Genomic DNA, 26343 nt, shown 5'->3' on the forward strand with positions numbered 1-26343 from the left:
TCGGTTCCGGTGCTGTCGGTTCTGGTGCTGGCGGGGTGGGACGGGTTGGGTTGGTCCGGCGGGTCAGGTGCATCGGTGGCCGGGGCGGGCCTGGAGGCTCGGCGCGCGTCCGTCACGCCTGCCCACGTCCGGCGGTGGCCGGCCCTAGAGCGAGTTCACCCAGTTCCGGAGCAGCCGGATCCCCGGCTCCCCCGACTTCTCCGGGTGGAACTGCGTCGCGGTGAGCGGGCCGTTCTCGACGGCGGCGACGAACCGCTGCCCGTGCTCGGCCCACGTCAGGCGGGGTGCACGGAACGGCCCGTAGGCCTCCAGCGGGAAGTCCGTCACGCCGTAGGAGTGCACGAAGTAGAAGCGCTCGTCGTGCAGCCCGTCGAACAGGACCGAGTCCTCCGGCGCCTGCACCGTGTTCCAGCCCATGTGCGGCAGGACGTCGGCCTGGATCTGCTCGACCGTGCCGGGCCACTGCCCGAGGCCCTCGACGTCCGCTCCGCGCTCGATCCCCCGTGCGAACAGGACCTGCATGCCGACGCAGATGCCGAGCACCGGTCGCCCGCCAGCCAGGCGCCGGTCGACGATCTCCCCACCCTGCACGCCCTCGAGCTGGTCGACCACCGCGGCGAACGCGCCGACACCGGGCACGAGCAGACCGTCGGCCTTGAGCGCGGTCTGCTTGTCCGAGGTCAGGGTCACGTCGGCCCCGGCCCGCTCGAGGGCCTTCGCCGCCGAGTGCACGTTGCCGGAGCCGTAGTCGAGGACGACGACGTTCGGCCGCGCGCCCGTCGGGGTCGCGCCGGTCGGGGTCGCGCCGGTCGGGGTCGCGCCGGTCGGGGTCGCGTCGGTCACAGCGCGCCCTTCGTGGACGGGATGCCGTCGACGCGCGGGTCGAGCTCGACCGCCTTGCGCATCGCACGCGCGAACGCCTTGAACTCCGCCTCGGCGATGTGGTGCGGGTCGCGGCCTTCGAGCACGCGGACGTGCACCGTGATGCCGGCGTTGAACGTGATCGCCTCGAAGACGTGGCGCACGAGGGAGCCGGTGAAGTGCCCGCCGATCCGGTGGAACTCGAAGCCGGCCGGCTCGCCCGTGTGCACGAGGAACGGTCGCCCGGAGACGTCGACGACGGCCTGCGCCAGTGCTTCGTCGAGCGGCACGAGCGCGTCACCGTAGCGGCCGATGCCGGCCCGGTCGCCGAGCGCCTGCTTGAGCGCCTGGCCGAGCACGATGCCGGTGTCCTCGACGGTGTGGTGCACGTCGATGTCGGTGTCGCCGGTGGACCGCACGCGGAGGTCGATGAGCGAGTGCTTGCTGAACGCCGTGAGCATGTGGTCGAAGAACGGCACGCTCGTCGAGATGTCGGACGAGCCGGTGCCGTCGAGGTCGAGCGCGAGTTCGATGCTCGACTCGCTCGTGCTCCGGCTGATCGAGGCGGTGCGGGCGGTCATGCTTCAACCCTAACGGGCGGCTGTTCCGCGGCCACGCGGCGCATGGCGTCGAGGAACGCGGTCGTCTCCTCCTCGGTGCCCGCGCTCACCCGGAGGTGGTTCGGGATGCCGAGGTCGCGCACGATGACGTCCTGCTCGAGCAGTGCCTCGAACGCGGCGTGCGGGTCGGCGACGCCGCCGAACAGGACGAAGTTCGACCAGGTCTCGTACGTGCGGTAGCCCATCGCCTGCAGCTCGGTGACCATCCGGTCGCGCTGCCGCTTGATGTCGTCGACCATCGCGAGCATCGCGGGAGCGTGCCGGAGGGCCGCTACCGCCGCCGCCTGGGTCAGGGCGGAGAGGTGGTACGGCAGCCGGACCAGCCGGATCGCGTCGATCACGGCGGGGTGCGCGGCCATGTAGCCGACCCGGGCACCCGCGAAGGCGAAGGCCTTGCTCATGGTGCGCGAGACGACGAGCCGCTCACGCCCGGGCAGCAGCGTCAGCGCGCTGGGGGCGTCGGACGGCATGAACTCGGCGTAGGCCTCGTCCACCATGACGATGCCGTCGGTCGCGGCGTAGGCCGCCTCGATCGTCTCGATGGGCAGCGGCGTGCCGGTCGGGTTGTTCGGGCCACAGAGGAACACGATGTCCGGCTGGTGCTCCCGGATCGCGGCGACGACGGTCTCGGGCGAGATGCGGAACTCGTCGTCGCGCTCCGCGGGGATCCAGGTGGTCCCGGTCCCCGACGCGAGGATCGAGTGCATCGAGTACGTCGGCGGGAAGCCCAGCACAGTGCGGCCGGGCCCGCCGAACGCCTGCAGGAGCTGCTGCAGGACCTCGTTCGAACCGTTCGCCGCCCAGATCTGCTCCGGACCGATCCGCTGCCCGGCGGCGCTCTGCTGGTCGGTGCCGGTCTGCTGGTCGGTGCCGGTCTGCTGGTCGGTGCCGGTCTGCTGGTCAGCGCCGCCCTGCTGGTCAGCGCCGGCCTGCCGGTCGGCGCCGGCCTGGTGGTCAGTGCCGAGCCCGCGCTGCAGGTAGTCGGCGAGCGACTGCCGGAGCTCGGTGAACTCGCGGTCCGGGTAGCGGTTCACGGTCGTGAGCGCCTGCCGGATCGACGCCACGATGTCCTCGGCGACGTCCGCCGGCACCGGATGCGTGTTCTCGTTGACGTTGAGCTGCACGCGGACGTGCTTCTGCGGGGCGCCGTAGGGGCTCTGCCCGCGCAGGTCGTCTCGGATCGGGAGGTCTTCGAGCGTGAATGCCACCGATCCATCGTAGGCCGCACGGCCTGTCCGAGGACCGGCCGTCCGGACGGTGCCGCCACCGCGACCTACCGCGCACGCCCGCCCGGCGATCGCGCGCCTGCCGGCGGTCGTGTGCGTAGCCGGATCGTGCCGTCCGAGGACTACTGACCGGAGGTGTACTTGGCCGGGATGGCGATCTGCTCGCCGGCCTGCAGCCCGGAGCCGTCCAGCGCGTTGAGGCTGATGACGTCCTGCACGAAGTCGCGCGGGTCAGCGTTCGGCGCGGTCTCTTCCGCCAGCTGCCAGAGCGTCTCGCCCGGCTGGATGGTGACGGTGTCGAAGTGCACGTCGGCCGAGGCGTTGCCGGCCGAAGCCTGGCCGCCGTTCAGCACCGCGAGGGCGACGCCGAGGAGCAGGGGGACCGCGGCGAGCGTCGTGATGACGAACCGCCCGCGGCGCGTGAGACGCAGGCGCGTACGCACGGCCGGCGCCGAGGTGCGCTGGGTGTCAGCGATGGCGATGGTGCTCATGTCGTTCTTGCCTTCCCGTTCGGTGGACCGAAGCCCTGTACCGAACATACGTTCGAATCCGTGGTCACACAAGTCCTGTGCGGAGATTTCTGGGGGGATTTCTGCCGACACGCTCGAACAGGTGTTTGTCCGGCCTTGACCGGTCGGATACTGTTTCGATCGACTGGGACAAGTCAAGCGGGGACCACCGACATTCCCGCGGGCACCGTCCCGGCACCGACGAAGGGCGAGACGACGTGGTGGACGAACTGCGGGGACAGAAGCCGCTGACAGCGAAGCAGCAGGCGATCCTCGACGCGATCCGTGCGTCGATCGCCAGCCGGGGGTACCCGCCGAGCATGCGTGAGATCGGCGACGCGGCCGGCCTCTCCTCGCTCTCCAGCGTCTCGCACCAGCTCGGCCAGCTCGAGCTCGGCGGCTGGATCCGCCGCGACCCGAACCGGCCCCGGGCACTCGAGGTCCTCGTCGACGAGCCCACCCCCGACGTCGACGGGCCGGACGTCGACGCGACGACCCTCGTCCCGCTCGTCGGCCGGATCGCAGCCGGTGTCCCGATCACCGCCGAGCAGCACGTCGACGAGATCGTGCCGCTCCCCCGTCAGCTCGTCGGGACCGGTGACCTCTTCATGCTCAAGGTCGTCGGTGAGTCGATGATCGACGCCGCGATCTGCGACGGCGACTGGGTGGTCGTCCGGTCGCAGCAGACCGCCGACAACGGGGACATCGTCGCCGCCATGCTCGACGAGGAAGCGACCGTCAAGGTCTTCCGCCAGCGCGACGGCCACACGTGGCTGCTCCCGCGCAACACGGCGTTCGAACCGATCCTCGGCGACGCGGCCACCGTGCTCGGCAAGGTCGTGGCGGTCCTCCGCTCACTCTGAGCCACCCGTCCGGCGCCCGGCGCCCGGCGCAGCCTCGCACAACCAAAGTCACCCGGAACCGCGCCAACGCGCGGTTCCGGGTGACTTTGGTTGTGCGACGGCAAACAGCGCCACGCGACCGCAGGCAGCCCGGCGCGACCGCCCGGCGCCGAGGCGCAGCCGCGCGGCGCCCGTCAGACGGACGCGACCGGCGCCACCACGAACGGGTCGAGCTCCGCGACCTGCCGGCGGAACACCCGCACCTGCAGCCGGGTGCCGTCCTCGACGTAGTCGACCGCGTCCACCGCGCCCGCGTCGTGCAGCGACGACACGAGGTCCCCGCGGTCGTACGGGATCACCACGGTGAGCGACACGTCGGGTTCGGGGAGCCGGGCCTCGATCGCCTCGAGCAGGGCCTGGATGCCCTCGCCCGTGCGGGCGGAGACGAACACGGCGTCCGGCACGAGCCCGACCAGCACGAGCCGCTGTGACTCGTCGATGAGGTCGGCCTTGTTGAACGCGACGATCTCGGGGATGTCCCGGGCACCGACGTCGCCGATGACCTCACGCACCGTCGCCAGCTGCGCGGCGGGGTCGGGGTGCGACCCGTCGACCACGTGCACGATGACGTCGGCCTCGCCGACCTCTTCCAGCGTGGAGCGGAAGGCCTCGACGAGCTGGTGCGGTAGGTTCCGCACGAAGCCCACCGTGTCGACGAAGGTGAACTCGCGGCCCTTGGCGCTCTCGGTCCGGCGCACGGTGGCGTCGAGCGTCGCGAACAGCTGGTTCTGCACGAGCACGCCCGCGCTCGTCAGCCGGTTGAGCAGCGACGACTTGCCCGCGTTCGTGTAGCCCGCGATCGCGACGCTCGGGACGTCGTTGCGGTGCCGGTCGGCGCGCTTGGCCTCACGCGCGGGACGGAAGCCGGCGATCTGCCGACGCAGCTTCGACATCCGGGTGTGGATGCGGCGGCGGTCGAGCTCGATCTTCGTCTCACCGGGTCCGCGCGAACCCATGCCCGCACCGCCGGAGACCTGGCCACCGGCCTGTCGGGACATCGATTCACCCCAACCGCGCAGTCGCGGCAGGAGGTACTCGAGTTGCGCCAGTTCGACCTGGGCCTTGCCCTCGCGGCTCTTGGCGTGCTGGCTGAAGATGTCGAGGATCACGGCGGTGCGGTCGATGACCTTGACCTTCACCACGTCCTCGAGCGCGCGACGCTGTGAGGGCGCGAGCTCGGTGTCGGCGATGACCGTGTCGGCGCCGGTGGCCTTGACCACCATCGCGAGTTCCTCGGCCTTGCCCTTGCCGAGGTAGGTCGACGGGTCGGGGTTCGGTCGGCGCTGCAGCAGCCCGTCGAGCACCACCGCTCCGGCGGTCTCGGCGAGGGCGGAGAGCTCACGGAGGGAGTTCTCGGCGTCGGCGGCGTCGCCCTGCGGGTACACGCCGATGAGGACGACCTGCTCGAGCCGGAGCTGCCGGTACTCGACCTCGGTGACGTCCTCGAGTTCGGTGGAGAGGCCGGCGACGCGGCGGAGGGCCGCGCGGTCCTCGCGGTCGTACTGGTCGCCGTCGCCGTTCCAGCCGCGGTCGTCCACCGACCGGGTCTGGATGGCCTGCGCGGGGGCGAACACGGACGACGAGGCCCGGGAGTCGGCGTTGCGCAGGACTCGTTCGACGACACCGGCAGCGCTGTCGTCAGTGGTTGGTTGGTCGTGCTCGTTGGAGTCCGTCATGCTGTCCACAGGGTACCTCCGCCGCGCCCGGGACACACGGGGTTGCCGGTACGGTTCATCCATGGCGAACGACCACTACTTCTCGGCGAGTCCGGAGAGCGATGCTCGGCCTCGCCAGATCGACGTGACCCTGGCGGGTCGACCGCTCACGCTGACCACCGCCGCCGGCGTGTTCAGCCCGGACGGTCTCGACCGCGGCACCCGCGTCCTGCTCGGCTCCGTCCCGTCGCCGGCGTCCGACGGCGCGCTCCTCGACGTCGGCTGCGGCTGGGGGCCGATCGCGATCACGATGGCGCTGCACTCCCCCGACGCGCAGGTCTGGGGCGTGGACGTCAACGAGCGGGTGCTCGGCCTCGCGCGGGCGAACGCCGACGCCGCCGGCGCGACGAACGTCTCGATCGCCCTGCCCGACGACGTCCCGGCGGATCTCCGGTTCCGGACGATCTGGTCGAACCCGCCGATCCGCGTCGGCAAGGACGAACTCCACCAGATCCTGCTGACCTGGCTCCCCCGGCTCGAGGTCGGTGGCGATGCCTGGCTCGTCGTGTCGAAGGACCTCGGCGGCGACTCGCTGCAGCGCTGGCTGCGGGACACGCTCGACGACGGCTTCCACGTCGCGCGCGCGACGACCGACAAGGGCTTCCGCGTCCTGCGGGTGCACCGTACGGCGTAGCCGCCGCGTCCCACGACGCACTCCGGCCGCTCCCCCGCAACGCAGCGCCGCCGCGTCCCCGCGACGCACCACGGACGTCAGCCTGGAGGCGCGACCCACCGCACCGACGTCGGTGACGCTGGACGGGCCTCCAGGCTGACCACCGTGGTCGCGCCGGGCAGGCACGCTCCGGACAGCGAGCGATGCAGCACCGGGCTCAGACCGTCAGGTCACCCGAGAAGACGAGTTCCGCCGGGCCGGACAGCGAGACGTGCTCGCCGTCCTCCGTCGCGAACATCCGGACCGTGACGACGCCGCCGGGCACGCGCACGCGCCAGGTGTCCGGCGCACCGTTGCCAGCCCAGTGCCGCGTGGCGAGGGCCGCGGCCACCGCCCCCGTGCCGCAGGACAGGGTCTCGCCGCTGCCCCGCTCGTGCACGCGCATCGTGATCTCGCCGACGCCGTCCTTGACCAGCGGGTCGCCGGGCAGGACGAACTCGACGTTCGCGCCGGCCGCGGGCAGCGGGTCGAGCACGGGCACGTAGGTGAGGTCGACGTCCGCGAGCTCGTCCTCCGTCGCGACGGCGACGACCACGTGCGGGTTGCCGACGTCGATACCGAGGCCCGGACGGGCACGGTCGAGGTTCTTCGCGCGGACCATGACGTCGTCCGCGCCGCCGCCCTCGATGCCGAGGCCCCAGCGGCCGAGGTCGGCCGAGAAGCCGTTCGTGGTGCGCTGCACGTCGACCAAGCCCTTGCGGCTGCCGACCGTCAGGGTCTCGCCCGGGGCGAGGTCGACCAGGCCGGACTCGGTGAGGTACCGGGCGAAGACGCGGATGCCGTTGCCGCACATCTCGGCGACCGAGCCGTCGGCGTTGTGGTAGTCCATGAACCACGTCGCGGCGGGCTCGACGGCGACGAGCGCCCGGCCCTCCGGCAGCGACTCGGACCGCACGGCGCGGATGACGCCGTCGCCGCCCACGCCGAACCGCCGGTCGGCGATCGCCCGGATGCGGTCGGGGGTCAGGTCGACCGTGGCGTCGGGGTCGGCGAACAGGACGAAGTCGTTGCCGGTCCCCTGGCCCTTGGTGAAGTGCAGCTCGGTCACGGGACGATCCTACGGGCAGCGTCCGTCAGCCCGGCGCGGTCGGCGCCGGTGACGTCGAGGACCTCGGCGTCGGCGTACCGGCGGAACCACGAGACCTGCCGTCGGGCGTACTTGCGGGTCGCGATCCCGGTCGCCTCCACCGCCTGCTCGACGGTGGCGTCGCCGTGCAGGACCTCGAGCGCCTGCGAGTACCCGATCGCGGCGCGCGCCGTCCGGCCCTGTTCCAGCCCGCGGTCGCGGAGCGCTCGGACCTCGTCCACCAGCCCCGCGTCGAACATCCGCGCCGCCCGCTGGTGCAACGCCTCGACGAGCTGCGCGCGGTCGCGGTGCAGGTGCAGGATCCGTGCGGGTCGCCAGGGGCGGGGTGCGGACGGGAGGCTCGGGGTCACGACCTCGGATCGGCTCGCGATCTCGAGTGCTCGGATCAACCGCCGTGGGTTGCGTGCGTCGATCGTCGCTGCGGCGGCCGGATCGAGGTCGCGGAGGCGCTCCAGCAGGATGCCCGGCCCGAGTTCGTCGTGTTCGCGCTCGAGGCGGGCGCGGAGCTTCGGGTCCGTGCCGGGGAACGCGAGGTCGAACAGGACCGCGGAGACGTACAGCCCGCTGCCGCCGACGAGCACCGCGACGCCGCCGCGCGCCTGGATCGCCTCGACGTCGGCCCGGGCGTCCCGCTGGTACGCGGCGACGCTCGCCTCGTCGGTCACGTCGAGCACGTCGAGCTGGTGGTGCGGGATGCCGTGGCGCTCGGCGACCGGCAGCTTGGCGGTGCCGATGTCCATGCCGCGGTACAGCTGCATGGCGTCGGCGTTGACGATCTCGGCGTCGCGGCCGGCGGCCCGGAGTCGTTCGGCGATCGCGATCCCCAGGTCCGACTTGCCGGTGCCCGTCGCGCCGACGACGGCGATCAGGGCATCGGCACCGTCGTCGTCAGCGGCCGACACGGATCGTCGGCAGCCCGAGGGAGACCGCACGCGGGCCGTCGCCGGGCGCGCTCGGCGTCGGGACGCCGCAGCTCTCGGCCTGGGCGCGGTCCCATGCGCCCCCCGCGCGGGTGCGACGGATCGGCAGCGGGCCCGCGTTGTCGGCGATGAGGAAGTGCGGCGCTGAACGGGTGACCTCGACCGTGACGACGTCGCCGGGACGCGGGACGTCGGACCCCTCGGGAACGGCGAAGTGCACGAGACGGGAGTCCTCCGCGCGACCGGACAGGCGGTGCGTCGCCTCGTCCTTCTTGCCCTCACCGGTGGCGACGAGCACCTCGACCCGACGGCCGACCTGCTTCGCGTTCTCCTCCGCGGTGATGTGCTCCTGCAGCGCGACGAGCCGCTCGTAGCGCTCCTGCACGACCTGCTTCGGGAGTTGCTCGTCCATCGTCGCCGCGGGCGTGCCGGGGCGGATCGAGTACTGGAAGGTGAACGCCGACGCGAACCGCGACTGCTCGACGACGCGCAGGGTGTCCGCGAAGTCCTGCTCGGTCTCGCCGGGGAACCCGACGATGATGTCGGTGGAGATCGCCGCGTTCGGGATCTTCGCCCGGACGCGGTCGAGGATGCCGAGGAACCGCTCGCTCCGGTAGCTCCGACGCATCGCCTTGAGGATCCGGTCGGAGCCGGACTGCAGCGGCATGTGCAGCTGCGGCATGACGTTCGGCGTCTCGGCCATCGCGTCGATGACGTCGTCGGTGAAGGCCGCCGGGTGCGGGCTGGTGAAGCGGACGCGCTCGAGCCCCTCGATCTGGCCCGCGGCGCGGAGCAGCTTGCCGAACGCCTGCCGGTCGCCGAACTCGACGCCGTACGAGTTCACGTTCTGGCCGAGCAGGGTGACCTCGATCGCGCCGTCGTCGACGAGCGCCTGGATCTCGGCGAGGACGTCGCCGGGTCGTCGGTCCTTCTCCTTGCCGCGGAGGGACGGCACGATGCAGAAGGTGCAGGTGTTGTTGCAGCCGACGGAGATCGACACCCATCCGCTGTGGGTCGAGTCGCGCTTGGTCGGGAGCGTCGACGGGAAGACGTCGAGCGACTCGAGGATCTCGATCTGCGCCTCGTCGTTGTGGCGCGACCGCTCGAGCAGCGTCGGCAGCGACCCCATGTTGTGCGTGCCGAACACCACGTCGACCCAGGGCGCCTTCTCGAGGATGACGTTTTTGTCCTTCTGCGCCAGGCACCCGCCCACGGCGATCTGCATGCCGGGGTGCTCGCGCTTGATGCCGGCGAGCTGGCCGAGGTTGCCGTACAGGCGGTTGTCGGCGTTCTCGCGCACGGCGCAGGTGTTGATGACGACGACGTCGGCCTGCTCGCCGTCGGCCGCGACGTACCCGGCGGCCTGGAGCGATCCGCTCAGGCGCTCGGAGTCGTGCACGTTCATCTGGCACCCGTAGGTGCGGACTTCGTAGGTGCGGGGGCGCGCTTCGACGGTGGCCATGGTCGTCCCAGTGTAAATCGGACCGGGCGCCGATCGGCCCGCTCCGGGCTACTCGAACCGGACGGATCCGCGAGGACCGCCCCGCGGGCGTCCCCCACCGTCGAGCGCACGCTCCACCGCGATCCGGACCACGCCGCCGTTGTAGCCCTTGCGCATGAGGAACCCGGAGAGCCGCCGTTCCGCGGTCGCCCGGTCGAGACCCCGGAGCTGCCCGGCACGCTTCTGGGCGAGCTCGATGGCACGGACGAACTCGTCGTCCTCGTCGTCGGCCGCGGCGTCCAGCGCGGCGTCGATCGCCGCCTGGTCGATGCCCCGACGACGGAGCTCCGCGACCACGCCCTGCCGGCCGAGGCCCTTCCGGTCGTGCAGACGATCGACGAGGTCGGTCGCGAGGGCGACGTCGTCGACCAGGCCGACACGGGTGAGCCGCTCGATCTCGTGCTCGACCACGTCGGCGTCGAGGTCGTTCTCGGCGAGCATCTTCCGCAGCTCGGACTCGCTGACGCCCTTGCGGCTCAGCGCGCGCATGCTCAGTCGTTCGGCGTCGGCGCGCTGCTCGTCGATCGGACGTGGGGCATCGGCCGGGTCGATCTCGGCACCGGAGTCGATGGCGAACACCGACGCGGTCGAGGCATCGGCGGCCGAGCCCTCGTCGTAGCCGTCCTGTTCGGCGCGGGCGGTGCGACCGGTGCCGTCACCGACGACCGGCGACAGCCAGTCGGCCTGCGCTCGCGCGCCCAGGATCGGGAGCGGTACTGGCGTGTCGGCGTCGGCAGCTGCACCCGCGTCGGCGTCTCCGGCTGCGTGCGCGGCTGCGGCTCCGTGGGCGGCTGCGGCTCCGTGGGCGGCTGCTTCTGGGTCCTCGTCCTGCGATGGCACGGGTGTCGACGCCTGCGCCGCGCGACGACGGGACCGCGCACCGAACAGGTCGGTGACCGGTGCGAGGTCCGCGTCGTCGTGGTGGTCGGTCGTCACGCGCCCTTGCGCTCCGCGATCTTCGGCGCGATCGACTCGACGGGTGCGTCAGCCTCGGCCTTCGCACCGCCGACCCCGAGCTTCGCGAGGATCTTGGCCTCGATCTCGGCGGCGATCTCCGGGTTCTGGATCAGGAACGAACGCGAGTTCTCCTTGCCCTGCCCGAGCTGGTCGCCGTCGTAGGTGTACCAGGCGCCCGACTTCTTGACGATGCCGTGGTCGACGCCGAAGTCGAGCAGCGAGCCCTCTCGCGAGATGCCGACGCCGTACAGGATGTCGAACTCCGCCTGCTTGAAGGGCGGCGCCATCTTGTTCTTGACGACCTTGACGCGGGTGCGGTTGCCGACGGCGTCCGTCCCGCTCTTGAGCGTCTCGATGCGGCGGATGTCGAGTCGGACCGACGCGTAGAACTTGAGCGCCTTACCGCCGGACGTGGTCTCGGGCGAGCCGAAGAACACACCGATCTTCTCGCGCAGCTGGTTGATGAAGATCATCGTGGTCTGCGTCTGGTTCAGCCCACCGGCGAGCTTGCGCAGCGCCTGGGACATGAGGCGGGCCTGCAGACCGACGTGCGAGTCACCCATCTCGCCCTCGATCTCGGCGCGGGGCACGAGGGCCGCGACGGAGTCGATCACGATGAGGTCGATGGAGCCGGAGCGGACGAGCATGTCCGCGATCTCGAGCGCCTGCTCGGCGGTGTCGGGCTGCGACACCAGGAGGGCGTCGATGTCGACACCGAGCTTCTTGGCGTACTCGGGGTCGAGCGCGTGCTCGGCGTCGATGAAGGCCGCGATGCCGCCGGCGCGCTGGGCGTTGGCGATCGCGTGGATCGTCAGGGTCGTCTTACCCGAGGACTCCGGGCCGTAGATCTCGACGATGCGGCCGCGGGGAAGTCCGCCGATGCCGAGCGCGACGTCGAGCGCCACCGACCCGGTCTGGATGACGTTGACCGGGGCTCGTTCGTCCGACCCGAGGCGCATGATCGCACCCTTGCCGAACTGCCTGTCGATCTGGGCGAGTGCGGTCTCGAGGGCCTTCTCGCGGTCTGCCGGTGATGGCATGGGGTGCTCCTTCGTGCTCGGTGTCGGCCGCCTGTAGGCTGTCGCGTCCACACCGGCCGGTGGTGCAAGGCCAGTGGTTCTGCGACAAGGCTTCGGGCTGTTCCCGTTGACTCCGAACCTAGGGCGGGCCACCGACATCACTGCCGTCAGCCGCGCGATCTGTGGACGAACTCCTCGAACAGCGCCGATGTGGAGGAAGCTACCACCGATCGAACACGCGTTCGAGCAACACGCCGAACACGTGTTCGGATGCGGCCGACGTCGTCCGCGTCAGTCCTGGGGCTCCGCCAGGCCCTTGCCGTGCCGCTTGTCGAGCGGGACGTCCTGCGAGTCGCAGAGCGCTTCCCACACCCGGCGAGCGTCGATCCCGGCGTCGAGCGCGTCCGCTGCCGACCGACCGCCGAGCTCCTCGAGCACCACGTCACGACTGACGACGGCACCGTAGGCGTCCCCGAACACCTGGTCGACGGCCCGCCAGAACTCACTCACCCGCATCGTTCCAGCGTAACGAGCAACGAGGGTGCGAGCAGACCGGTGCGGGCGGACCGGTGCGCCCCGACCGGTGCGCACGGACCGGAACGACGAACGCCCCCGCCGGGAGGACCAGCGGGGGCGTTCGTGGAGCGGTGGCGTCAGCGCACCGCGAGGTCGTTGTCGAACTCGGCGACGAGGTCGTCGGGGAGCGTGTCGGGAACGGGGGTGAGGCCTTCGACCACGGCGAGGCGGTCGCCCACTTCGCGCATGATGGTCGAGATCGGGGTGTCCAGCGCGTCCGCGACGGACGCGAGGATCTCCGAGCTGGCTTCCTTCTGCCCGCGCTCGACCTCGCTGAGGTACCCGAGGGCCACGCTGGCCTTGGACGCGACCTGACGGAGGGTCCGGCCCTTCTGCAAGCGGAAGTCACGCAGAACGTCGCCGATTTCCTGACGAACGAGAACCATGAGAACTCCTCCTCTCTGTCGTCTCCGCGCCCGCTCGGACCGGATGGCCGAGTTCGGGTTGAGCAACAATAGCGTTGCCGGTTGCAGCATGCTAGCGAGGCCGGCTGCTGTACCGCTGGAGATTGCGTGAGATGTAACCCAGTGGAAACGGGACCTATTCCCGGGCCCGGATCGTGGACGACATCCGTGCCAGGAGTTCGGAGACGGTGGCGTGCCGGATTGCATCCCGGTCGCCGTCGAGGTGCAGTTCGTACGCCTCCGCGCCGTCCGCCGACGCGATCCCGACGAAGACCGTCCCGACGGGCTTGCCGTCCTGCGGCTCCGGGCTGGCGACCCCCGTCGTGCTGATGCCCCACGTGGCCGGCTCGCCGTCAACGGACAACGCGGTCCGGACGCCGGCGGCCATCTGCCGTGCGACCTCCGGGTCGACCGCCCCCTTCGCGTCGAGGAGCTCGGCGTCGACCCCGAGGAGCGTGTGCTTGATCGGCGTCGCGTACGCCACGACGCCGCCGCGGACGACCGCGCTCGCGCCGGGGACGTCCACCAGGGTGGCCACGACGAGCCCGCCGGTGAGGGACTCGGCCACGGCGACGGTCTCGCCCCGCGCGGTCAGCGCGGCGACGAGCCCCGGGGCCACGGGGACCGGCACCGGTGCGGGTTCGTCGTTCACGCTGCGCTGCGGTTGTGCTTCCATGCCTGCCAGAGGTAGTCGATGCCGCTCAGGATCGTCGCCAGGAACGCGGCGGTCATGAGGATGCCGTTCACCCAGTGCGCCCACTCGCCCACCAGGTTCCACCACGGGAAGAGCGCGGCGGTCAGCGCCACGGCCTGCAGCACGGTCTTGATCTTGCCGCCGCGGCTCGCCGGGATCACCCGGTCGGACAGCACCGCGAACCGGAACACCGTGATGCCGATCTCGCGCACCATGATGAGGACTGTCACGTACCAGGGCAGCTCGGCGAGGATCGACAGCGCGACGAGGGCGCCACCGATGAGCACCTTGTCGGCGATCGGGTCGACGAGCTTGCCGAAGTCGGTGACCAGGTTCTGCCGGCGGGCGATGATGCCGTCCGCGCTGTCCGTGACGATGGCCACCACGAAGACGACCGCCGCCCAGATCCGCAGGGGCCCGTCGGTGCCGGCGTCCGTGAGCAGCAGGATGAAGAACAGCGGCGCCATGAGGATGCGCACGACCGTGATGATGTTCGCCACGTTCGCCGTCGACGCTGGCCCGGGGCCCTTGCGCAGCAGACGACCACGCCACGGGAACCTGGCGCCGTGCGATGTGTCCGTACCGTTCGAGGCGGTCATCGCACTCACTCCCTGCCCGTCAGTCCCCACGCGTCCTCGTCGGGCTCGTCGTCGACTTCATCGTACCCGCGGGTCATGTCCCCCACCGGGTCGGCGCCGTAGCGGTCGTCGCCTCCGGAGCCCGGCCCGGCGACGGCCGCAGCCGCCGGCGCAGCGCCCGCAGGCGGGGCTGCCGGGGCCGGGGGTTCCTCGCCCCGGAGCTTCGCGAGCACCGACGGCAGCTGGTCGGCGGTGACGAGCACGTCGCGCGCCTTCGACCCCTCGGACGGCCCGACGATGTCGCGGGACTCCATGAGGTCCATGAGGCGCCCGGCCTTGGCGAACCCGACGCGGAGCTTGCGCTGCAGCATCGAGGTCGACCCGAACTGCGTCGACACGACCTGCTCGACGGCGGCGAGCAGCAGCTCGAGGTCGTCACCGATGTCGGCGTCGATCTCCTTGCGCTCGACCACGGCCTGGACGTCCTGCCGGTACTCGGGACGGGCCTGCCGGGTGACGTGCTGGACGACCTCGGCGACCTCGCTCTCGTTCACCCAGGCGCCCTGCACGCGGAGCGACTTCGACGACCCCATCGGCAGGAAGAGCGCGTCGCCCTGCCCGATGAGCTTGTCGGCGCCCGGCTGGTCGAGGATGACCCGGCTGTCGGTGACGCTGGTGACCGCGAACGCGATGCGCGACGGCACGTTGGCCTTGATGAGCCCGGTGATGACGTCGACCGAGGGCCGCTGCGTCGCGAGCACCAGGTGGATGCCGGCGGCACGGGCCAGCTGCGTGATGCGGACGATCGACTCCTCGACGTCGCGGGGGGCGACGAGCATGAGGTCGGCGAGCTCGTCCACCACGACGAGCAGGTACGGGTACGGCTTGAGCTTCCGCTCGCTGCCGGCGGGCAGCACGATCTCGTTGTTCTCGATCGCCTTGTTGAAGTCGTCGACGTGACGGAACCCGAACGACGCGAGGTCGTCGTACCGCATGTCCATCTCCTTCACGACCCACTGCAGCGCCTCGGCCGCCTTCTTCGGGTTCGTGATGATCGGCGTGATGAGGTGCGGGACCCCGGCGTAGATCGAGAGCTCCACGCGCTTCGGGTCGACGAGGACCATGCGGACCTCGGACGGCTTCGCGCGCATGAGGAGCGACGTGATCATCGAGTTGATGAAGACCGACTTGCCGGACCCGGTCGAGCCGGCGACGAGCAGGTGCGGCATCTTCGCGAGGTTCGCGACGACGAACCCGCCCTCGACGTCCTTGCCGACGCCGATGGTCATCGGGTGCTTGGACTTCCGCGCGGCGTTCGACCGGAGGACGTCGCCGAGCGACACGGTCTCGCGGTCGGAGTTCGGGATCTCGACGCCGATCGCGCTCTTGCCGGGGATCGGCGAGAGGATGCGGACCTCGTTCGACGCGACCGCGTAGGACAGGTTCTTCGACAGCGCGGTGACGCGCTCGACCTTCACACCCGGGCCGAGCTCGATCTCGTACCGCGTGACCGTCGGGCCACGCGAGAAGCCGGTGACCTTCGCGTCGACCTTGAACTCGGTGAGGACGCTCGTGATCGCCGCGACGATCTCGTCGTTCGCCTGGCTGCGCGCGACCGAGGGCGAGCCGGAGCTCAGGGTCGTCGCCGCGGGCAGGCGGTAGGGCGCGGACGGGTCCTCGTCGGCGCCGGACATCGGCGGCAGGCCGTCGACGGCGTCGGCGGCGACGTCGTCTGTCAGGTCCTCGGCCGGGAGGGACGGGGAGACCACCGGGGACACGGAAGCGTCCGGACGGATCACCTCGGTCGCGTCGGGGCGGTCCGGCACGACCGTGCCGAAGTCGCGGAGCGCCTGCTCAGCGACCTCGAGGTCGTGCTCGACGGAGTCGTTGAGGTTCACCGACGCCGGCTCGGCTGGGGTGTGGTCGATCAGGCCGGCTGCGGCGCCCTGGTTCGGGCTCGGCGCGGCGGCTGCGGCCGGCACGCCGGGGACCGTCGAGGTCGCGCCGGTGATGACGGGGCTGTCGTACGCCGGGTCTTCTTCACGCCCCGACTTGTTCCGACGCCACCACGGGATGGTGCCGCCGTCCTCGGTGCCGTCGGACTCAGCCGCCGCCTCGCCCTCGAAGCCGAGGTCGTCGAAGAGCTGGAAGTCGGTGTCGCCCTTCTTCGCGCGCTTCGTCGACCGCGATCGGGGCGCAGGAGCCTCGGCCACCTCGGCCTCGGGCTCGGCCGCCGGGGCCGGTGCGCCGAACAGGTAGGCGTAGAGCTCGTGCAGTCGCCGGCCGAGCTTGTTCGGCGGGGTCTTCGTGATGATGAACAGGGAGAGCACGAGCAGCACGATCGCGACGGGGACCGCGACCCAGGCGGTGGCGATCGTGACGAGCCACCCGATGACGACCCAGCCGATCACCCCGCCGGCAGCGGCGAGCGCGGGCATGCCGTCGGCGGCGCTGGGCCGACCGCCGAACACGTGGCAGAGCGAGGCGATCGACACGAGCAGCAGCCCGAGGCCGATCCCGATGCGGGTGTTGTCGTGCACCGAGGCCGGGTGCCGGAACAGCCACCCGGCGAAGACGACCATGATGACCGGGAGCGCGAACGCCAGTCGACCGAACAGCCCGCCGAACGTGTACGCATCGAGCGCGACCGAGACGGAGTTCGTCGGGTTGAGCCACTCCACCACCGCACCGGCGATGGCGAGGACGAACAACAGGAACGGGAAGCCGTCGCGTCGCTGGTCCTTCTCGAGGGTCTCCTTGCCCAGCAGGCGGAACATCGCTCCGACGCCGTGCGCCATCGCGAGCCAGAACGTCACGAGCGGACTCTGCTCGCGGAACACCGGCGTGGGTGCCGCCTGCGGGAGCTTCTTCGTCGTGGCCTGGGTGCGCGACGGAGCACGCGTCCCGCTTCCACGGGACGACGAGGACGCGCGCGAGCGCGTGGTCGACTTGGTGCCTCCGGCCATGGGCAGAACCCTAATCCCCTCTCAGGACAATCCGAGGGAGGCCCGCCGCGACGTCCGGGGCGGACGCGGGACGGGCCTCCAGGCCAGGTCGTGCCGTCAGTACCGGATCGCGTCGATGACCTTGACCCGCACCGCGACGATCGCGGGGAGGAACCCGGCGAGCGCGCCGACGAACACCGCCGAGCCGACGCCGACCAGGGCCGCCTCGAGCGGGAACGGCGCCCCGCCGACCTCGACCCCGCTCGTGATGAGCCCGCGCACCGTGTCGTTGCCGAGGACCGCGGCACCGATCATGACGCCCACCCCGCCGGCGACGAGTGTGCCGAGCACGTTCTCGAGGAGCACCGCGACGAAGATCCGCCCCGCCGAGGCACCAACGCCCCGGCGGATGCCGATCTCGCGGATGCGCTGCCGGACGCTGACGAGCGAGACGTTGAGGAGTCCGAGCCCGCCGAGCACGAGGACGAGCACCGCGACGCCGGCGATGACGTACCGCATGGCGCCGAGGGGGTCGCCGTCGACCGAGCCGGCGGCGTCCATCCGCGACGCGTCGACGGACATCCCGTCGCCCACGGCGCGTTCGGCGTCGCTGGCGATGCGCTTCGCGAGGGCCTTGCCGCCGGACTCCGGCACCCAGACCTCGAACGACCGCTGGCCGCCGTCGTCCGTCCCCGGGGCGACGCTCGACGTCGCCACCGAGTTCGCGAGCTGGTAGAACATCGGCTCGGTGTCGTACTCCGACGAGGCGTACTCGCCGACCACCACCGCGGTGACCCCGGGGGTTCCGGGCAGCCGGACGGTGGGGTGGGTGACGACGTCCGCGCCGCCGAGCTGGTCGAGGAACGCCTGGTTCACCACGATGGCGGGTGCGAGGCGCTCGCGGTCGGACTCGGTGAACCACTCCCCCGAGGCCATCCGGAGCCGGTGCATCTCGGCGTACGGCGGGTCGACCGTCTGTCCCTGCACGTCGGCCACGCCGTCCGGGAACTGCACCCGGCGGGACGTGTACGTCGCCTCGGTGGCGTGCCGGACGTCGTAGCGCGCGGCCGCGGCACGGAGCTCCCGGTCGAGTGCGTCCGAGGCGGCGGCGTCCGACGCCGAGCCGTCGCCGGAACCGCTCCCGGTCAGGCTGTAGGTCGCGGCCCGTCCGCCGTACTGCTCGCTGAACGCCGCGGTGACCCGCTCCGCCAGCGATCCGAACCCGACGACGACCGCGAGGGACGCCACCGCGATCGTGACACCGACGAGGCTGAGGACCACGCGGCCCCGGTGCACGCGGAGCTCCTGCCAGGACTCGACGAACGTCCCGACGACGGTGGTCAGCACGCGGTTCACGCGGTCACCCCCGCGCCCGCCACCTCGGCGGCGATCCCCTCGGCCGAGGCCGCCGCGGGGTCCACCACCACGCCGTGGTCGATCCGGTGCACGACGTCGGCGCGGGCGGCGACCGCGGCGTCGTGCGTGATCGTCATGAGCGCCGCACCGGTCTCGGTCGCGACGGTCTCGAGGAGCTCCATCACGGCACGGCCGGTGTCGACGTCGAGGGCGCCGGTGGGCTCGTCGGCGAGGATGAGCCGCGGCTGCCGGACGAGCGCGCGGGCGATGGCGACACGCTGCTGCTCACCACCGGACAGCCGGTGCGGCTGCGTGTCGCCGCGGTCCGCCAGCCCGACCCGGTCGAGCATCTCGAGTGCCAGCCGCCGTCGGTGCCAGAAGGCCCGACCGGTCGCGTAGAGGAGCGGCACCTCGACGTTCTCGACCGCGGTGCGCCCCTGCAGCAGGTTGAACTGCTGGAACACGAAGCCGACCTCGTCGCCGCGGATGCGATCGCGTCGGAGCGAGCCGGCGCGACCGACGTCCACCCCGTCGAACTCGTGCACGCCCTCGGTCGGGGTGTCGAGCAGGCCGAGCACGTTGAGGAGCGTGGACTTGCCGGAGCCGGAACGGCCGACGATGGCCACGCGCGTGCCGGCGTCCACCTCGAGGTCGACGCCGCGGAGGATCTCGAGCGGCGAACCGTCGGGCAGCTCGACCGACTTGCGCAGCCCGCGGACGGAGACCAGGCTCATCCGATCATCACCGAGCCGTCGTCGGCGAACTCGTCGTCCTCCGCCTGCTCCTTGCCGGGGACGAACTGCAGGACGGTGTCGCCCTCCTGCAGGCCGGACCGTACCTCGACCGTCTCACCGTCGTTGAGCCCGAGCGCGATCTCCCGCTCGGAGCGCTTGCCGGCGTCGTCGAGCACGGTGACGACGCCCTTCTGCGCGGTCCCCTGCACGGCGGTGGTCGGCAGGGTCAGCACGCCCTCGGCCTTGCCGGCAGGGACGGCGACCGTGACCTCGAGCCCGGGGAACACCGTCACGCCGCTCGGCACGTCGCACTCGAGCTGGGTCCCGCCGACGGCGTCGCCTCCGGAGCCGTCGGACGACCCGTCGGACGAGCCGTCACCGGCGTCCGACGAGGCAGCCGAACCGCTCGTCGCGCTCGTCAGCGACAGGTTCGTGCACGTGAACGGCGCCGGGCCGTCCTGCACGGTGACCGTCGCCTCGGACGGCCGGGAGGTCAGGCGGTAGAGCTGGGCGGCGTCGAGCGTCGCGCTCGCGCGGTAGGCCTCGGGGGCGACCTGGGCGACGGTGTCCCCGATCGCCACGGGCTGCTTCGCGACGAGGTCGAGCCCGGAGACGGTGCCGGCGGCCGGCGCCACCACGGTCGAGAACGTCACGGTGGGCGGTAGCGGTTCGCCGTCGTCGGTGGTGCCGGTCGACGGGGTCTCCACCCGGACGTCGATGACCGGGGCACCCTGCTCGACGTGGGCGCCGTTGCCGGCGAACACCTTGTTGACGGTGCCCTCGGCCGTCGAGCGGACCGCGGTCGAGGCGACGGAGCGGATGGTGCCGGTGGCCTCGACGTCGTTGACGACGTCGCCCTTCTCGACCGTGACGGTCGGGTCCGCGATCTGCCCGGTCGGCACGGTCTCCTCGCCCTCGGGCTGGGCCGCGAAGAACGCGAGGCGGACGAGGGCCACCGCGATGGCGGCGAACACGAGGAACTTCAGGCCGGGCCACACCCAGCGTCGCAGGACGGTCACTCCGGAACACTACTGACTGACATACCGACAGAACATCATCCTGTGGGATGACCCAGGTTGGTCGCCCGGCCGCCCGGCCGCCCGGCCGCCCGGCCGCCCGGCCGCCCGGCCGCCCGGTCGCACGGCCGCCGCACCGCCGCACCGCCGAGCCGCCAGACTGCCAGCAGGCGGACGCGGGCCAGCGGGTCCACCCCGCCACGTGCCCTGGAACCGACTGGAGGCCCGGTGCACGTCCGTCAGGAACGTGCACCGGGCCTCCTGGCCGGTCTGCAGGCGCGTCGCACCCAGCGGGAGCGGCGCGCGGTCGCTACGCCTCGATGACCACCGGGACGATCATCGGGCGGCGGCGGTGCTTCGTGTTCACCCAGCGGCCCACCGTGCGGCGGACGACCTGGCTGAACGCGTGGCTGTCGCCCGTGCCGTTCGCCGCCGCCTCGGCCAGGGCCTTGGCGATCTGCGGACGGACGTCGTCGAAGACGGAGTCGTCCTCGGCGAAGCCGCGCGACTGGATCTCCGGGCCGATGACGCACTGGCCGGTCGTGAAGTCGACCGCGCAGAAGACGGAGATGAAGCCCTCCTCCGCCAGGACACGGCGGTCCTTGAGGTCGGCGTCGGTGATCTCGCCGACGGTGGACCCGTCGACGTAGACGTAGCCGATGTCGAGCTGTCCGGCGACGTTCACGACGCCGTCCTTCAGGTCGACGACGATGCCGTCCTGGCCGAGGATCACGTTGCGCGGCGGGACACCCGTCTGGATCGCCAGGTCGGCGTTCGCGTACAAATGGCGCTGCTCACCGTGCACCGGCAGGACGTTCCGCGGCCGCAGGATGTTGTAGCAGTAGAGGAGCTCGCCGGCCGAGGCGTGCCCGGAGACGTGCACCTTCGCGTTGCCCTTGTGCACGACCTTCGCACCGAGCTTCGTCAGCCCGTCGATCACGCGGTACACCGCGTTCTCGTTGCCCGGGATGAGCGACGACGCGAGGATGACGGTGTCGCCCTCGCCGATCTCGATCTGGTGCTCGAGGTTCGCCATCCGCGCGAGCACGGCCATCGGCTCGCCCTGGGACCCGGTCGACATGTAGACGATCTGGTCGTCGGGGACGTTCTTCGCCTTCTTCGTGTCGATGAGCACGTTCTCCGGCACCCGCAGGTACCCGAGGTCGGCGGCGATGGTCATGTTGCGGATCATCGAGCGGCCCATGAACGCGACCTTGCGGTTCGCGGCAGCGGCGGCGTCGAGGACCTGCTGCACACGGTGCACGTGCGACGAGAAGCTCGCCACGACGACCTTCTTGCGGGCGCGCGTGATGATGTTCTCGAGCACCGGGCCGATGTCGCGCTCGGGGGCGGTGAAGCCCGGCACGTCGGCGTTCGTCGAGTCCGGCAGGAACAGGTCGACGCCGGCCTCGCCGAGCCGCGCGAAGGCACGGAGGTCGGTGATGCGGTCGTCGAGCGGGAGCTGGTCCATCTTGAAGTCGCCCGTGTGCAGGACACGACCGGCGGGGGTCGTGATCGCGACGGCGAGGGCGTCCGGGATGGAGTGGTTCACGGCGACGAACTCGAGGTGGAACGGGCCGAGCTGCTCGGTCTGGTCCTCGGCCACGACGAGCGTGTACGGCTTGATCCGGTGTTCCTTGAGCTTCGCCTCGACGAGCGCCAGGGTCAGCGTGGAGCCGATCAGCGGGATGTCGTCGCGGAGCTTCAGCAGGTACGGGACGGCGCCGATGTGGTCCTCGTGACCGTGCGTGAGCACGACCCCGAGGACGTCGTCGAGGCGGTCCCGGATCGGCGCGAAGTCCGGCAGGATCAGGTCGACCCCGGGCTGGTGCTCCTCGGGGAAGAGGACGCCGGCGTCGACGATGAGCAGCTTGCCCTCGTACTCGTAGACGGTCATGTTGCGACCGATCTCGCCGAGTCCCCCGATGGGGATCACGCGGAGGGTGCCGGCTTCGAGCGGCTGGGGTTCGGAGATCTGTGTGGGCATTCGGTCCTACGGATTCGGGCGGCGCACGTGCTGCGCGCCGCGGTGTTCGCTAGCGGGTGGTGCCTGGCACCTTTGGGAGCGCACCGCCGGCCGCTGCGTTGCGGTCCGGGCGGAAGTTCGAGAAGTCGGCGCCCGGGATGTCCCGGACGGCTTCGAGGGAGGTCTCGATGGCGTACGCCTCGGAGTCCTCGGGGCCGACGAGCGGCAGGCGGACGCGCGGGCTGCCGATGCGGCCGAGCCCGTGCAGGACGTACTTCGCCGCGACCGTGCCCGGCACGTGCGTCATCACCGCGCGGACGAGGGGTTCGACGCGCTTGTGCTCGGCGGTCGCGGTGGCGAGGTCGCCCCGGTTCACCGCGTCGACGATGGTGCGGTACGGCGTCGACGTGATGTTCGCGGTGACGCCGATGAGCCCGGTGGCGCCGATCGACAGGTGCGGGAGCACGTTCGTGTCGTCGCCGGAGAAGTACATGAGGTCGGTGTTGTTGAGCACCCGCGAGACCTCGGCGAAGTCGCCCTTGGCGTCCTTCACGGCGAGGATGTTCGGGTGGTGCGACGCCCGCACGATCGTCTCGTAGGTGATCGGGATGCCGGTGCGACCCGGGATGTCGTACAGGATGACCGGCAGGTCGGTGGCGTCCGCGATCATCCGGAAGTGCGTGAGCACACCGGACTGCGTCGGCTTGTTGTAGTACGGCGTGACGATCATGACGCCGTCGGCACCGGCGCGCTCGCTCTGCTTGTAGAGGTGGATCGCGTGCGCGGTCTCGTTCGAGCCGCCACCGGTGATGATCTTCGCGCGGCCCGCGGCGACGGACTTGCCGACCTCGACCAGACGGAGCTTCTCCGGGTCGGTCAGGGTGCTGGTCTCGCCGGTCGTGCCGGTCACGACGATGCCGTCGGCACCGGCGGTGATGCAGTCGTCGATGTGCTGCTCGACGCCGGGCCAGTCGACCTCGCCGTCGGCCGTGAACGGGGTCACGAGGGCGACGAGGACCTGACCGAAGGGATTCTCACGCGGGGACACGGGCACCAGCGTACCGGGGATGCGCGTGAGGGCCGCCGTCCGTGTGGACGGTGGCCGTCCTGGAGGCGCGGATCACCCCCGTCACGCCCCTCCCGCCCGGCGGTCGGCCGGCGCTGCGGCGTCGCCGGCGGCGGCCCGGCGGTGGTCCGGCGCTGCGGCCGCGGTCCGCACAACCAAAGTCAGCCCGAGCCGCGGGAAGGCGCGGTTCGAGCGCACTTCGGTTGTGCGGCGCCCGGGGGGGCGCGAACGGACGAGGGCGTCAGGCGCGACGGCGCCACTCGAGGAAGCGGTAGCGGGTGCAGCCGACGCGGGACTCCTGCCACGGCCCCTCGTCGACGAGGGTCCAGTCGTCGCCGAACGCCGGCGCCACGGTGTCGCCCGGCACGTCGAGGTCGATCACGGTCTCGGAGACGCGGTCCGCGAAGGGCAGCCCCGCCGCGTACACCTGCCCACCGCCCGTGATCCACACCGGTTCGTCGGTGTCGAGCGCGGTCGCCAGGTCGTGCACGACCTCGGCGCCGTCGGCCGACCACGACTCGTCACGGGTGAGCACGACGTTGCGGCGGCCGGGCAGCGGGCGGAAGCGCTCGGGCAGGGACTCCCACGTGCGCCGACCCATCACGACCGTGGCGCCGCCGGTGACCTGCCGGAAGTGCGCGAGGTCCTCCGGCACGTGCCACGGCATCCCGCCGTCGGCGCCGATGACCCCGTCGACGGAGCGCGCCCAGACCATCCCGACGCCACGGACCGGCTCGGTCCAGTCGGCCTCGGTCCCGGTACCGGTACCGGCCTCGGTCCCGCTGGCGTCCGGCATCAGACGGCGACCGCGGCCTTGATCGCCGGGTGGTGGTGGTAGCCGACGACGGTGAAGTCCTCGTACTCGTAGTCGTCGATCGAGTCGCGCGGGGCGAGCTCGAGCGTCGGCATCGGGTAGGCCGTGCGCGACAGCTGCTCCTCCACCTGCTCGACGTGGTTGTCGTACACGTGGCAGTCGCCGCCGGTCCACACGAAGTCGCCGACCTCGAGCCCGGTCTGCGCCGCGATCATGTGCGTGAGCAACGCGTACGAGGCGATGTTGAACGGGACGCCGAGGAACATGTCCGCGCTCCGCTGGTACAGCTGGCACGAGAGCTTGCCGTCGTTGACGAAGAACTGGAAGAACGCGTGGCACGGCGCGAGGGCCATGTCCGGCACGTCGGCGACGTTCCACGCCGAGACGATCAGCCGACGGGAGTCCGGGTTCGTCCGGATCTGCTCGATCACCTGGGCGATCTGGTCGACGTGCTCCCCCGACGGCGTCGGCCACGACCGCCACTGCACGCCGTACACCGGGCCGAGGTCGCCGTCCTCGCCCGCCCACTCATTCCAGATCCGGACGCCGTGCTCCTGCAGCCAGCGGGCGTTGCCGTCGCCGCGGAGGAACCAGAGCAGCTCGTACGCCACCGACTTGAAGTGCACGCGCTTGGTCGTGACGAGCGGGAAGCCCTTCGACAGGTCGTAGCGGAGCTGTGCGCCGAAGATGCTCCGCGTGCCGGTCCCGGTGCGGTCGCCCTTCGGTGCCCCTTCTTCGAGGACCCGGCGGAGCAGGTCTTCGTAGGGGGTGGGAACGGAGGCGTCGGGCTGCACGGTCTCGCTGTCGGTCACACACAGAAGACTACGTCGGCATGAGTAGCGTTGCAGCCATGGCAGACACGGCGGAACAGCCGCTCTCGATCCTCGTCGCCGGCGCGTCCGGCTTCATCGGCACGCCCCTCGTCCGCGCCCTGCGCGACGCGGGACACCACGTGACCACGCTCGTCCGGCGCGAACCGCGCACGGCGACCGAGTTCCGCTGGGCACCCGGTACCCGCCCGCTCGACCCGGCGATCCTCGACGGCGCCGACGTGGTGGTGAACCTGGCCGGCGCGAACATCGGCAAGCTCCCCTGGACGGCGTCCTACAAGCAGGAGATCCGCCGGTCGCGGGTCGACGCGACCGAGACCCTCGTCGAGGCGATGCGGCACGCCGCCGTGCCGCCCGCGCTCTTCTTGTCCGGCTCGGCGTCCGGCGTCTACGGCGACCGGCCGGCCGACGTCCTGCAGGACGACGCCGCTCCGGGCAGTGGGTTCCTCGCCGAGGTCTGCACGGTGTGGGAAGCGGCCGCGAACACGGCGCCCGACGGGGTCCGCGTCGTCACGCTCCGCACCGGCATCGTCGTCGGCAAGGGCGGCGGCGCCCTGGCCCCGCTCGTGCCGCTGACGAAGGCCGGACTCGGCGGACGGCTCGGCACGGGTGGACAGCACTGGCCGTGGATCGCGCTCGAGGACGAGGTCGGCGCGATCGTGCACCTCGCGACGAGCCCGTCCGCGTCCGAGGTGCGCGGTCCGGTGAACCTCGCCGGCCCCCAGCCCGCCGTGGCCGACCGGATCACGAAGCGCGTCGCCGAGGACCTGCACCGGCCGTACCTGTTCCGGATGCCGGAGTTCGCGCTCCGGCTCGTCCTCCGCGAGGCCGCCGACGAGATGCTGCTCTCGAGCCAGCAGATGGTGCCGACGAAGCTCCTGGAGTCCGGTTACGCGTTCCGGTACCAGCGCGCCGAGGACGCCGTCGACGCCACGTTCTAACCGCGGGCCGCGCTCGCTCTCGCCAGGGCCGTGCGCATCGCGGCGCGGGCGCGCTTCCGGTCACCGGCCGCGTCGTAGACGATGCCGAGCCGGTACCAGCCACGCCAGTCCGTCGGGTCGCGTTCGACCGCGGCCTTGTAGACCGGGAACAGCTCGTCGGCGGCCTCGCGCTCGGGCCGCCCCGAGGGTCGCACCGGCACGACGTCGGCCGGTGCGGCGCCCTCGCGTTCGAGCCGGGCCCCGAGCCGGGTGATGCGGACGCCGAACCGGAACTCGAGCACGAGCAGGAGCGCACCGATCGCCGCGACGACGAACAGCGCGACGCCGATGCCGATGCCGATCGGCAGCCCGGTCGCGATGAACGCGACGGCCCGCTGCCCGACGAGCACGATGTACAGCGCCAGCAGCACCGTCATGAGGGCAGCGCCCCAGA

The 26343-nt window shown here is 71.6% G+C and carries 26 protein-coding genes; 3 read left to right on the top strand and 23 right to left on the bottom strand.

The annotated features are described in order from the left end of the window. Nucleotides 1-144: 144 nt before the first annotated feature. The 4 genes from hisH to EDF64_RS16265 all read right to left on the bottom strand — a co-directional run bounded on the left by hisH (nucleotide 145) and on the right by EDF64_RS16265 (nucleotide 3198). The gene (gene hisH / locus EDF64_RS16245) at nucleotides 145-843 is read right to left on the bottom strand and encodes an imidazole glycerol phosphate synthase subunit HisH (protein WP_279512740.1); all 699 of its coding nucleotides are present in this window, start codon (nucleotides 841-843) and stop codon (nucleotides 145-147) included. Beyond that, nucleotides 840-1442 (bottom strand): imidazoleglycerol-phosphate dehydratase HisB, encoded by a 603-nt coding sequence (hisB, locus tag EDF64_RS16250; RefSeq protein WP_133521000.1) that lies wholly within the window; start codon nucleotides 1440-1442, stop codon nucleotides 840-842. The genes hisH and hisB overlap by 4 nt, the downstream gene beginning before the upstream one ends. Further along, nucleotides 1439-2689, bottom strand: coding sequence for a histidinol-phosphate transaminase (locus EDF64_RS16255; RefSeq protein WP_243736431.1), 1251 nt, complete (start codon nucleotides 2687-2689; stop codon nucleotides 1439-1441). Before EDF64_RS16255 ends, hisB begins: the two co-directional genes overlap by 4 nt. A gap of 140 nt (nucleotides 2690-2829) precedes the next feature. Next, nucleotides 2830-3198: a LysM peptidoglycan-binding domain-containing protein gene (locus EDF64_RS16265; RefSeq protein ID WP_133521001.1), complete on the bottom strand. Its 369-nt coding sequence runs from the start codon at nucleotides 3196-3198 to the stop codon at nucleotides 2830-2832. A gap of 236 nt (nucleotides 3199-3434) precedes the next feature. Between EDF64_RS16265 and lexA the strand changes: the two genes are divergently transcribed. Then, complete coding sequence (gene lexA, locus EDF64_RS16270) at nucleotides 3435-4079, top strand: transcriptional repressor LexA (protein WP_133521002.1); 645 nt, start codon at nucleotides 3435-3437, stop codon at nucleotides 4077-4079. Between the two features lie 173 nt (nucleotides 4080-4252). Here lexA and hflX read toward each other — a convergent pair whose 3' ends face one another. Further along, nucleotides 4253-5794, bottom strand: coding sequence for a GTPase HflX (gene hflX / locus EDF64_RS16275; RefSeq protein ID WP_133521003.1), 1542 nt, complete (start codon nucleotides 5792-5794; stop codon nucleotides 4253-4255). Nucleotides 5795-5855: 61 nt separating this feature from the next. Between hflX and EDF64_RS16280 the strand changes: the two genes are divergently transcribed. Then, nucleotides 5856-6467 (top strand): class I SAM-dependent methyltransferase, encoded by a 612-nt coding sequence (locus EDF64_RS16280; protein WP_133521004.1) that lies wholly within the window; start codon nucleotides 5856-5858, stop codon nucleotides 6465-6467. 196 nt (nucleotides 6468-6663) lie between these two features. Here EDF64_RS16280 and dapF read toward each other — a convergent pair whose 3' ends face one another. From dapF to EDF64_RS16365, 17 genes are all read right to left on the bottom strand, one after another. After that, on the bottom strand, nucleotides 6664-7554 hold the full coding sequence (gene dapF / locus EDF64_RS16285) for a diaminopimelate epimerase (protein ID WP_133521005.1): 891 nt from the start codon (nucleotides 7552-7554) through the stop codon (nucleotides 6664-6666). Next, nucleotides 7551-8495, bottom strand: coding sequence for a tRNA (adenosine(37)-N6)-dimethylallyltransferase MiaA (gene miaA, locus EDF64_RS16290; protein WP_243736432.1), 945 nt, complete (start codon nucleotides 8493-8495; stop codon nucleotides 7551-7553). The genes dapF and miaA overlap by 4 nt, the downstream gene beginning before the upstream one ends. Beyond that, nucleotides 8482-9975, bottom strand: coding sequence for a tRNA (N6-isopentenyl adenosine(37)-C2)-methylthiotransferase MiaB (gene miaB / locus EDF64_RS16295; RefSeq protein WP_133521006.1), 1494 nt, complete (start codon nucleotides 9973-9975; stop codon nucleotides 8482-8484). Before miaB ends, miaA begins: the two co-directional genes overlap by 14 nt. Before the next feature lie 48 nt (nucleotides 9976-10023). Then, nucleotides 10024-10950, bottom strand: coding sequence for a regulatory protein RecX (locus EDF64_RS16300; protein ID WP_133521007.1), 927 nt, complete (start codon nucleotides 10948-10950; stop codon nucleotides 10024-10026). Then, nucleotides 10947-12011, bottom strand: a complete 1065-nt coding sequence (gene recA, locus EDF64_RS16305) for a recombinase RecA (RefSeq protein ID WP_133521008.1) — start codon at nucleotides 12009-12011, stop codon at nucleotides 10947-10949. The genes EDF64_RS16300 and recA overlap by 4 nt, the downstream gene beginning before the upstream one ends. A gap of 270 nt (nucleotides 12012-12281) precedes the next feature. Beyond that, on the bottom strand, nucleotides 12282-12506 hold the full coding sequence (locus EDF64_RS16310) for a DUF3046 domain-containing protein (RefSeq protein ID WP_133521009.1): 225 nt from the start codon (nucleotides 12504-12506) through the stop codon (nucleotides 12282-12284). A gap of 137 nt (nucleotides 12507-12643) precedes the next feature. Beyond that, on the bottom strand, nucleotides 12644-12952 hold the full coding sequence (locus tag EDF64_RS16315) for a helix-turn-helix domain-containing protein (RefSeq protein ID WP_058742950.1): 309 nt from the start codon (nucleotides 12950-12952) through the stop codon (nucleotides 12644-12646). A 154-nt stretch (nucleotides 12953-13106) separates the two neighbouring features. After that, on the bottom strand, nucleotides 13107-13646 hold the full coding sequence (locus EDF64_RS16320) for a CinA family protein (protein WP_133521010.1): 540 nt from the start codon (nucleotides 13644-13646) through the stop codon (nucleotides 13107-13109). After that, nucleotides 13619-14272, bottom strand: coding sequence for a CDP-diacylglycerol--glycerol-3-phosphate 3-phosphatidyltransferase (gene pgsA / locus EDF64_RS16325; protein WP_133521011.1), 654 nt, complete (start codon nucleotides 14270-14272; stop codon nucleotides 13619-13621). The genes EDF64_RS16320 and pgsA overlap by 28 nt, the downstream gene beginning before the upstream one ends. Beyond that, nucleotides 14269-17208, bottom strand: coding sequence for an FtsK/SpoIIIE family DNA translocase (locus EDF64_RS16330; protein WP_133521012.1), 2940 nt, complete (start codon nucleotides 17206-17208; stop codon nucleotides 14269-14271). Before EDF64_RS16330 ends, pgsA begins: the two co-directional genes overlap by 4 nt. A gap of 96 nt (nucleotides 17209-17304) precedes the next feature. Further along, nucleotides 17305-18543 carry an ABC transporter permease gene (locus EDF64_RS16335; protein WP_133521013.1) on the bottom strand — a complete coding sequence of 413 codons (1239 nt, stop codon included), beginning with the start codon at nucleotides 18541-18543 and terminating at the stop codon, nucleotides 17305-17307. After that, on the bottom strand, nucleotides 18540-19277 hold the full coding sequence (locus EDF64_RS16340; protein WP_133521014.1) for an ABC transporter ATP-binding protein: 738 nt from the start codon (nucleotides 19275-19277) through the stop codon (nucleotides 18540-18542). Before EDF64_RS16340 ends, EDF64_RS16335 begins: the two co-directional genes overlap by 4 nt. Then, nucleotides 19274-20296 carry an HlyD family efflux transporter periplasmic adaptor subunit gene (locus EDF64_RS16345; protein ID WP_133521015.1) on the bottom strand — a complete coding sequence of 341 codons (1023 nt, stop codon included), beginning with the start codon at nucleotides 20294-20296 and terminating at the stop codon, nucleotides 19274-19276. The genes EDF64_RS16340 and EDF64_RS16345 overlap by 4 nt, the downstream gene beginning before the upstream one ends. Nucleotides 20297-20603: 307 nt before the next feature. Beyond that, the gene (locus EDF64_RS16350) at nucleotides 20604-22280 is read right to left on the bottom strand and encodes a ribonuclease J (RefSeq protein ID WP_133521016.1); all 1677 of its coding nucleotides are present in this window, start codon (nucleotides 22278-22280) and stop codon (nucleotides 20604-20606) included. Nucleotides 22281-22329: 49 nt separating this feature from the next. After that, on the bottom strand, nucleotides 22330-23307 hold the full coding sequence (dapA, locus tag EDF64_RS16355) for a 4-hydroxy-tetrahydrodipicolinate synthase (RefSeq protein WP_133521017.1): 978 nt from the start codon (nucleotides 23305-23307) through the stop codon (nucleotides 22330-22332). A gap of 259 nt (nucleotides 23308-23566) precedes the next feature. After that, nucleotides 23567-24040 (bottom strand): dihydrofolate reductase, encoded by a 474-nt coding sequence (locus tag EDF64_RS16360; protein ID WP_133521043.1) that lies wholly within the window; start codon nucleotides 24038-24040, stop codon nucleotides 23567-23569. Between the two features lie 80 nt (nucleotides 24041-24120). Then, nucleotides 24121-24951: a thymidylate synthase gene (locus tag EDF64_RS16365; protein ID WP_208108932.1), complete on the bottom strand. Its 831-nt coding sequence runs from the start codon at nucleotides 24949-24951 to the stop codon at nucleotides 24121-24123. Nucleotides 24952-24989: 38 nt separating this feature from the next. On the opposite strand from EDF64_RS16365, the gene EDF64_RS16370 reads away from it, so the two are divergent. After that, nucleotides 24990-25910, top strand: coding sequence for a TIGR01777 family oxidoreductase (locus tag EDF64_RS16370; protein ID WP_133521018.1), 921 nt, complete (start codon nucleotides 24990-24992; stop codon nucleotides 25908-25910). On the opposite strand, the gene EDF64_RS16375 is transcribed toward EDF64_RS16370, so the two are convergent. Continuing rightward, nucleotides 25907-26326, bottom strand: a complete 420-nt coding sequence (locus EDF64_RS16375) for a tetratricopeptide repeat protein (RefSeq protein WP_133521019.1) — start codon at nucleotides 26324-26326, stop codon at nucleotides 25907-25909. The genes EDF64_RS16370 and EDF64_RS16375 overlap by 4 nt on opposite strands. Nucleotides 26327-26343: the final 17 nt, after the last annotated feature.

Origin of the sequence: Curtobacterium flaccumfaciens, assembly GCF_004361695.1 — a bacterium.
Lineage (GTDB): Bacteria > Actinomycetota > Actinomycetes > Actinomycetales > Microbacteriaceae > Curtobacterium > Curtobacterium flaccumfaciens_B.

Bases quoted from the DNA above. Each gene is read 5' to 3' on its own strand.
- miaB (WP_133521006.1), bottom strand. From the start codon at position 9,975: ATGGCCACCGTCGAAGCGCGCCCCCGCACCTACGAAGTCCGCACCTAC.
- EDF64_RS16360 (WP_133521043.1), bottom strand. From the start codon at position 24,040: ATGGTCTGGGCGCGCTCCGTCGACGGGGTCATCGGCGCCGACGGCGGG.
- hisB (WP_133521000.1), bottom strand. From the start codon at position 1,442: ATGACCGCCCGCACCGCCTCGATCAGCCGGAGCACGAGCGAGTCGAGC.
- EDF64_RS16320 (WP_133521010.1), bottom strand. From the start codon at position 13,646: ATGGAAGCACAACCGCAGCGCAGCGTGAACGACGAACCCGCACCGGTG.
- EDF64_RS16375 (WP_133521019.1), bottom strand. From the start codon at position 26,326: ATGACGGTGCTGCTGGCGCTGTACATCGTGCTCGTCGGGCAGCGGGCC.
- EDF64_RS16370 (WP_133521018.1), top strand. From the start codon at position 24,990: ATGGCAGACACGGCGGAACAGCCGCTCTCGATCCTCGTCGCCGGCGCG.
- EDF64_RS16315 (WP_058742950.1), bottom strand. From the start codon at position 12,952: ATGGTTCTCGTTCGTCAGGAAATCGGCGACGTTCTGCGTGACTTCCGC.
- recA (WP_133521008.1), bottom strand. From the start codon at position 12,011: ATGCCATCACCGGCAGACCGCGAGAAGGCCCTCGAGACCGCACTCGCC.
- EDF64_RS16265 (WP_133521001.1), bottom strand. From the start codon at position 3,198: ATGAGCACCATCGCCATCGCTGACACCCAGCGCACCTCGGCGCCGGCC.
- EDF64_RS16350 (WP_133521016.1), bottom strand. From the start codon at position 22,280: ATGCCCACACAGATCTCCGAACCCCAGCCGCTCGAAGCCGGCACCCTC.
- EDF64_RS16310 (WP_133521009.1), bottom strand. From the start codon at position 12,506: ATGCGGGTGAGTGAGTTCTGGCGGGCCGTCGACCAGGTGTTCGGGGAC.
- EDF64_RS16340 (WP_133521014.1), bottom strand. From the start codon at position 19,277: ATGAGCCTGGTCTCCGTCCGCGGGCTGCGCAAGTCGGTCGAGCTGCCC.
- hflX (WP_133521003.1), bottom strand. From the start codon at position 5,794: ATGACGGACTCCAACGAGCACGACCAACCAACCACTGACGACAGCGCT.
- EDF64_RS16330 (WP_133521012.1), bottom strand. From the start codon at position 17,208: ATGGCCGGAGGCACCAAGTCGACCACGCGCTCGCGCGCGTCCTCGTCG.
- EDF64_RS16280 (WP_133521004.1), top strand. From the start codon at position 5,856: ATGGCGAACGACCACTACTTCTCGGCGAGTCCGGAGAGCGATGCTCGG.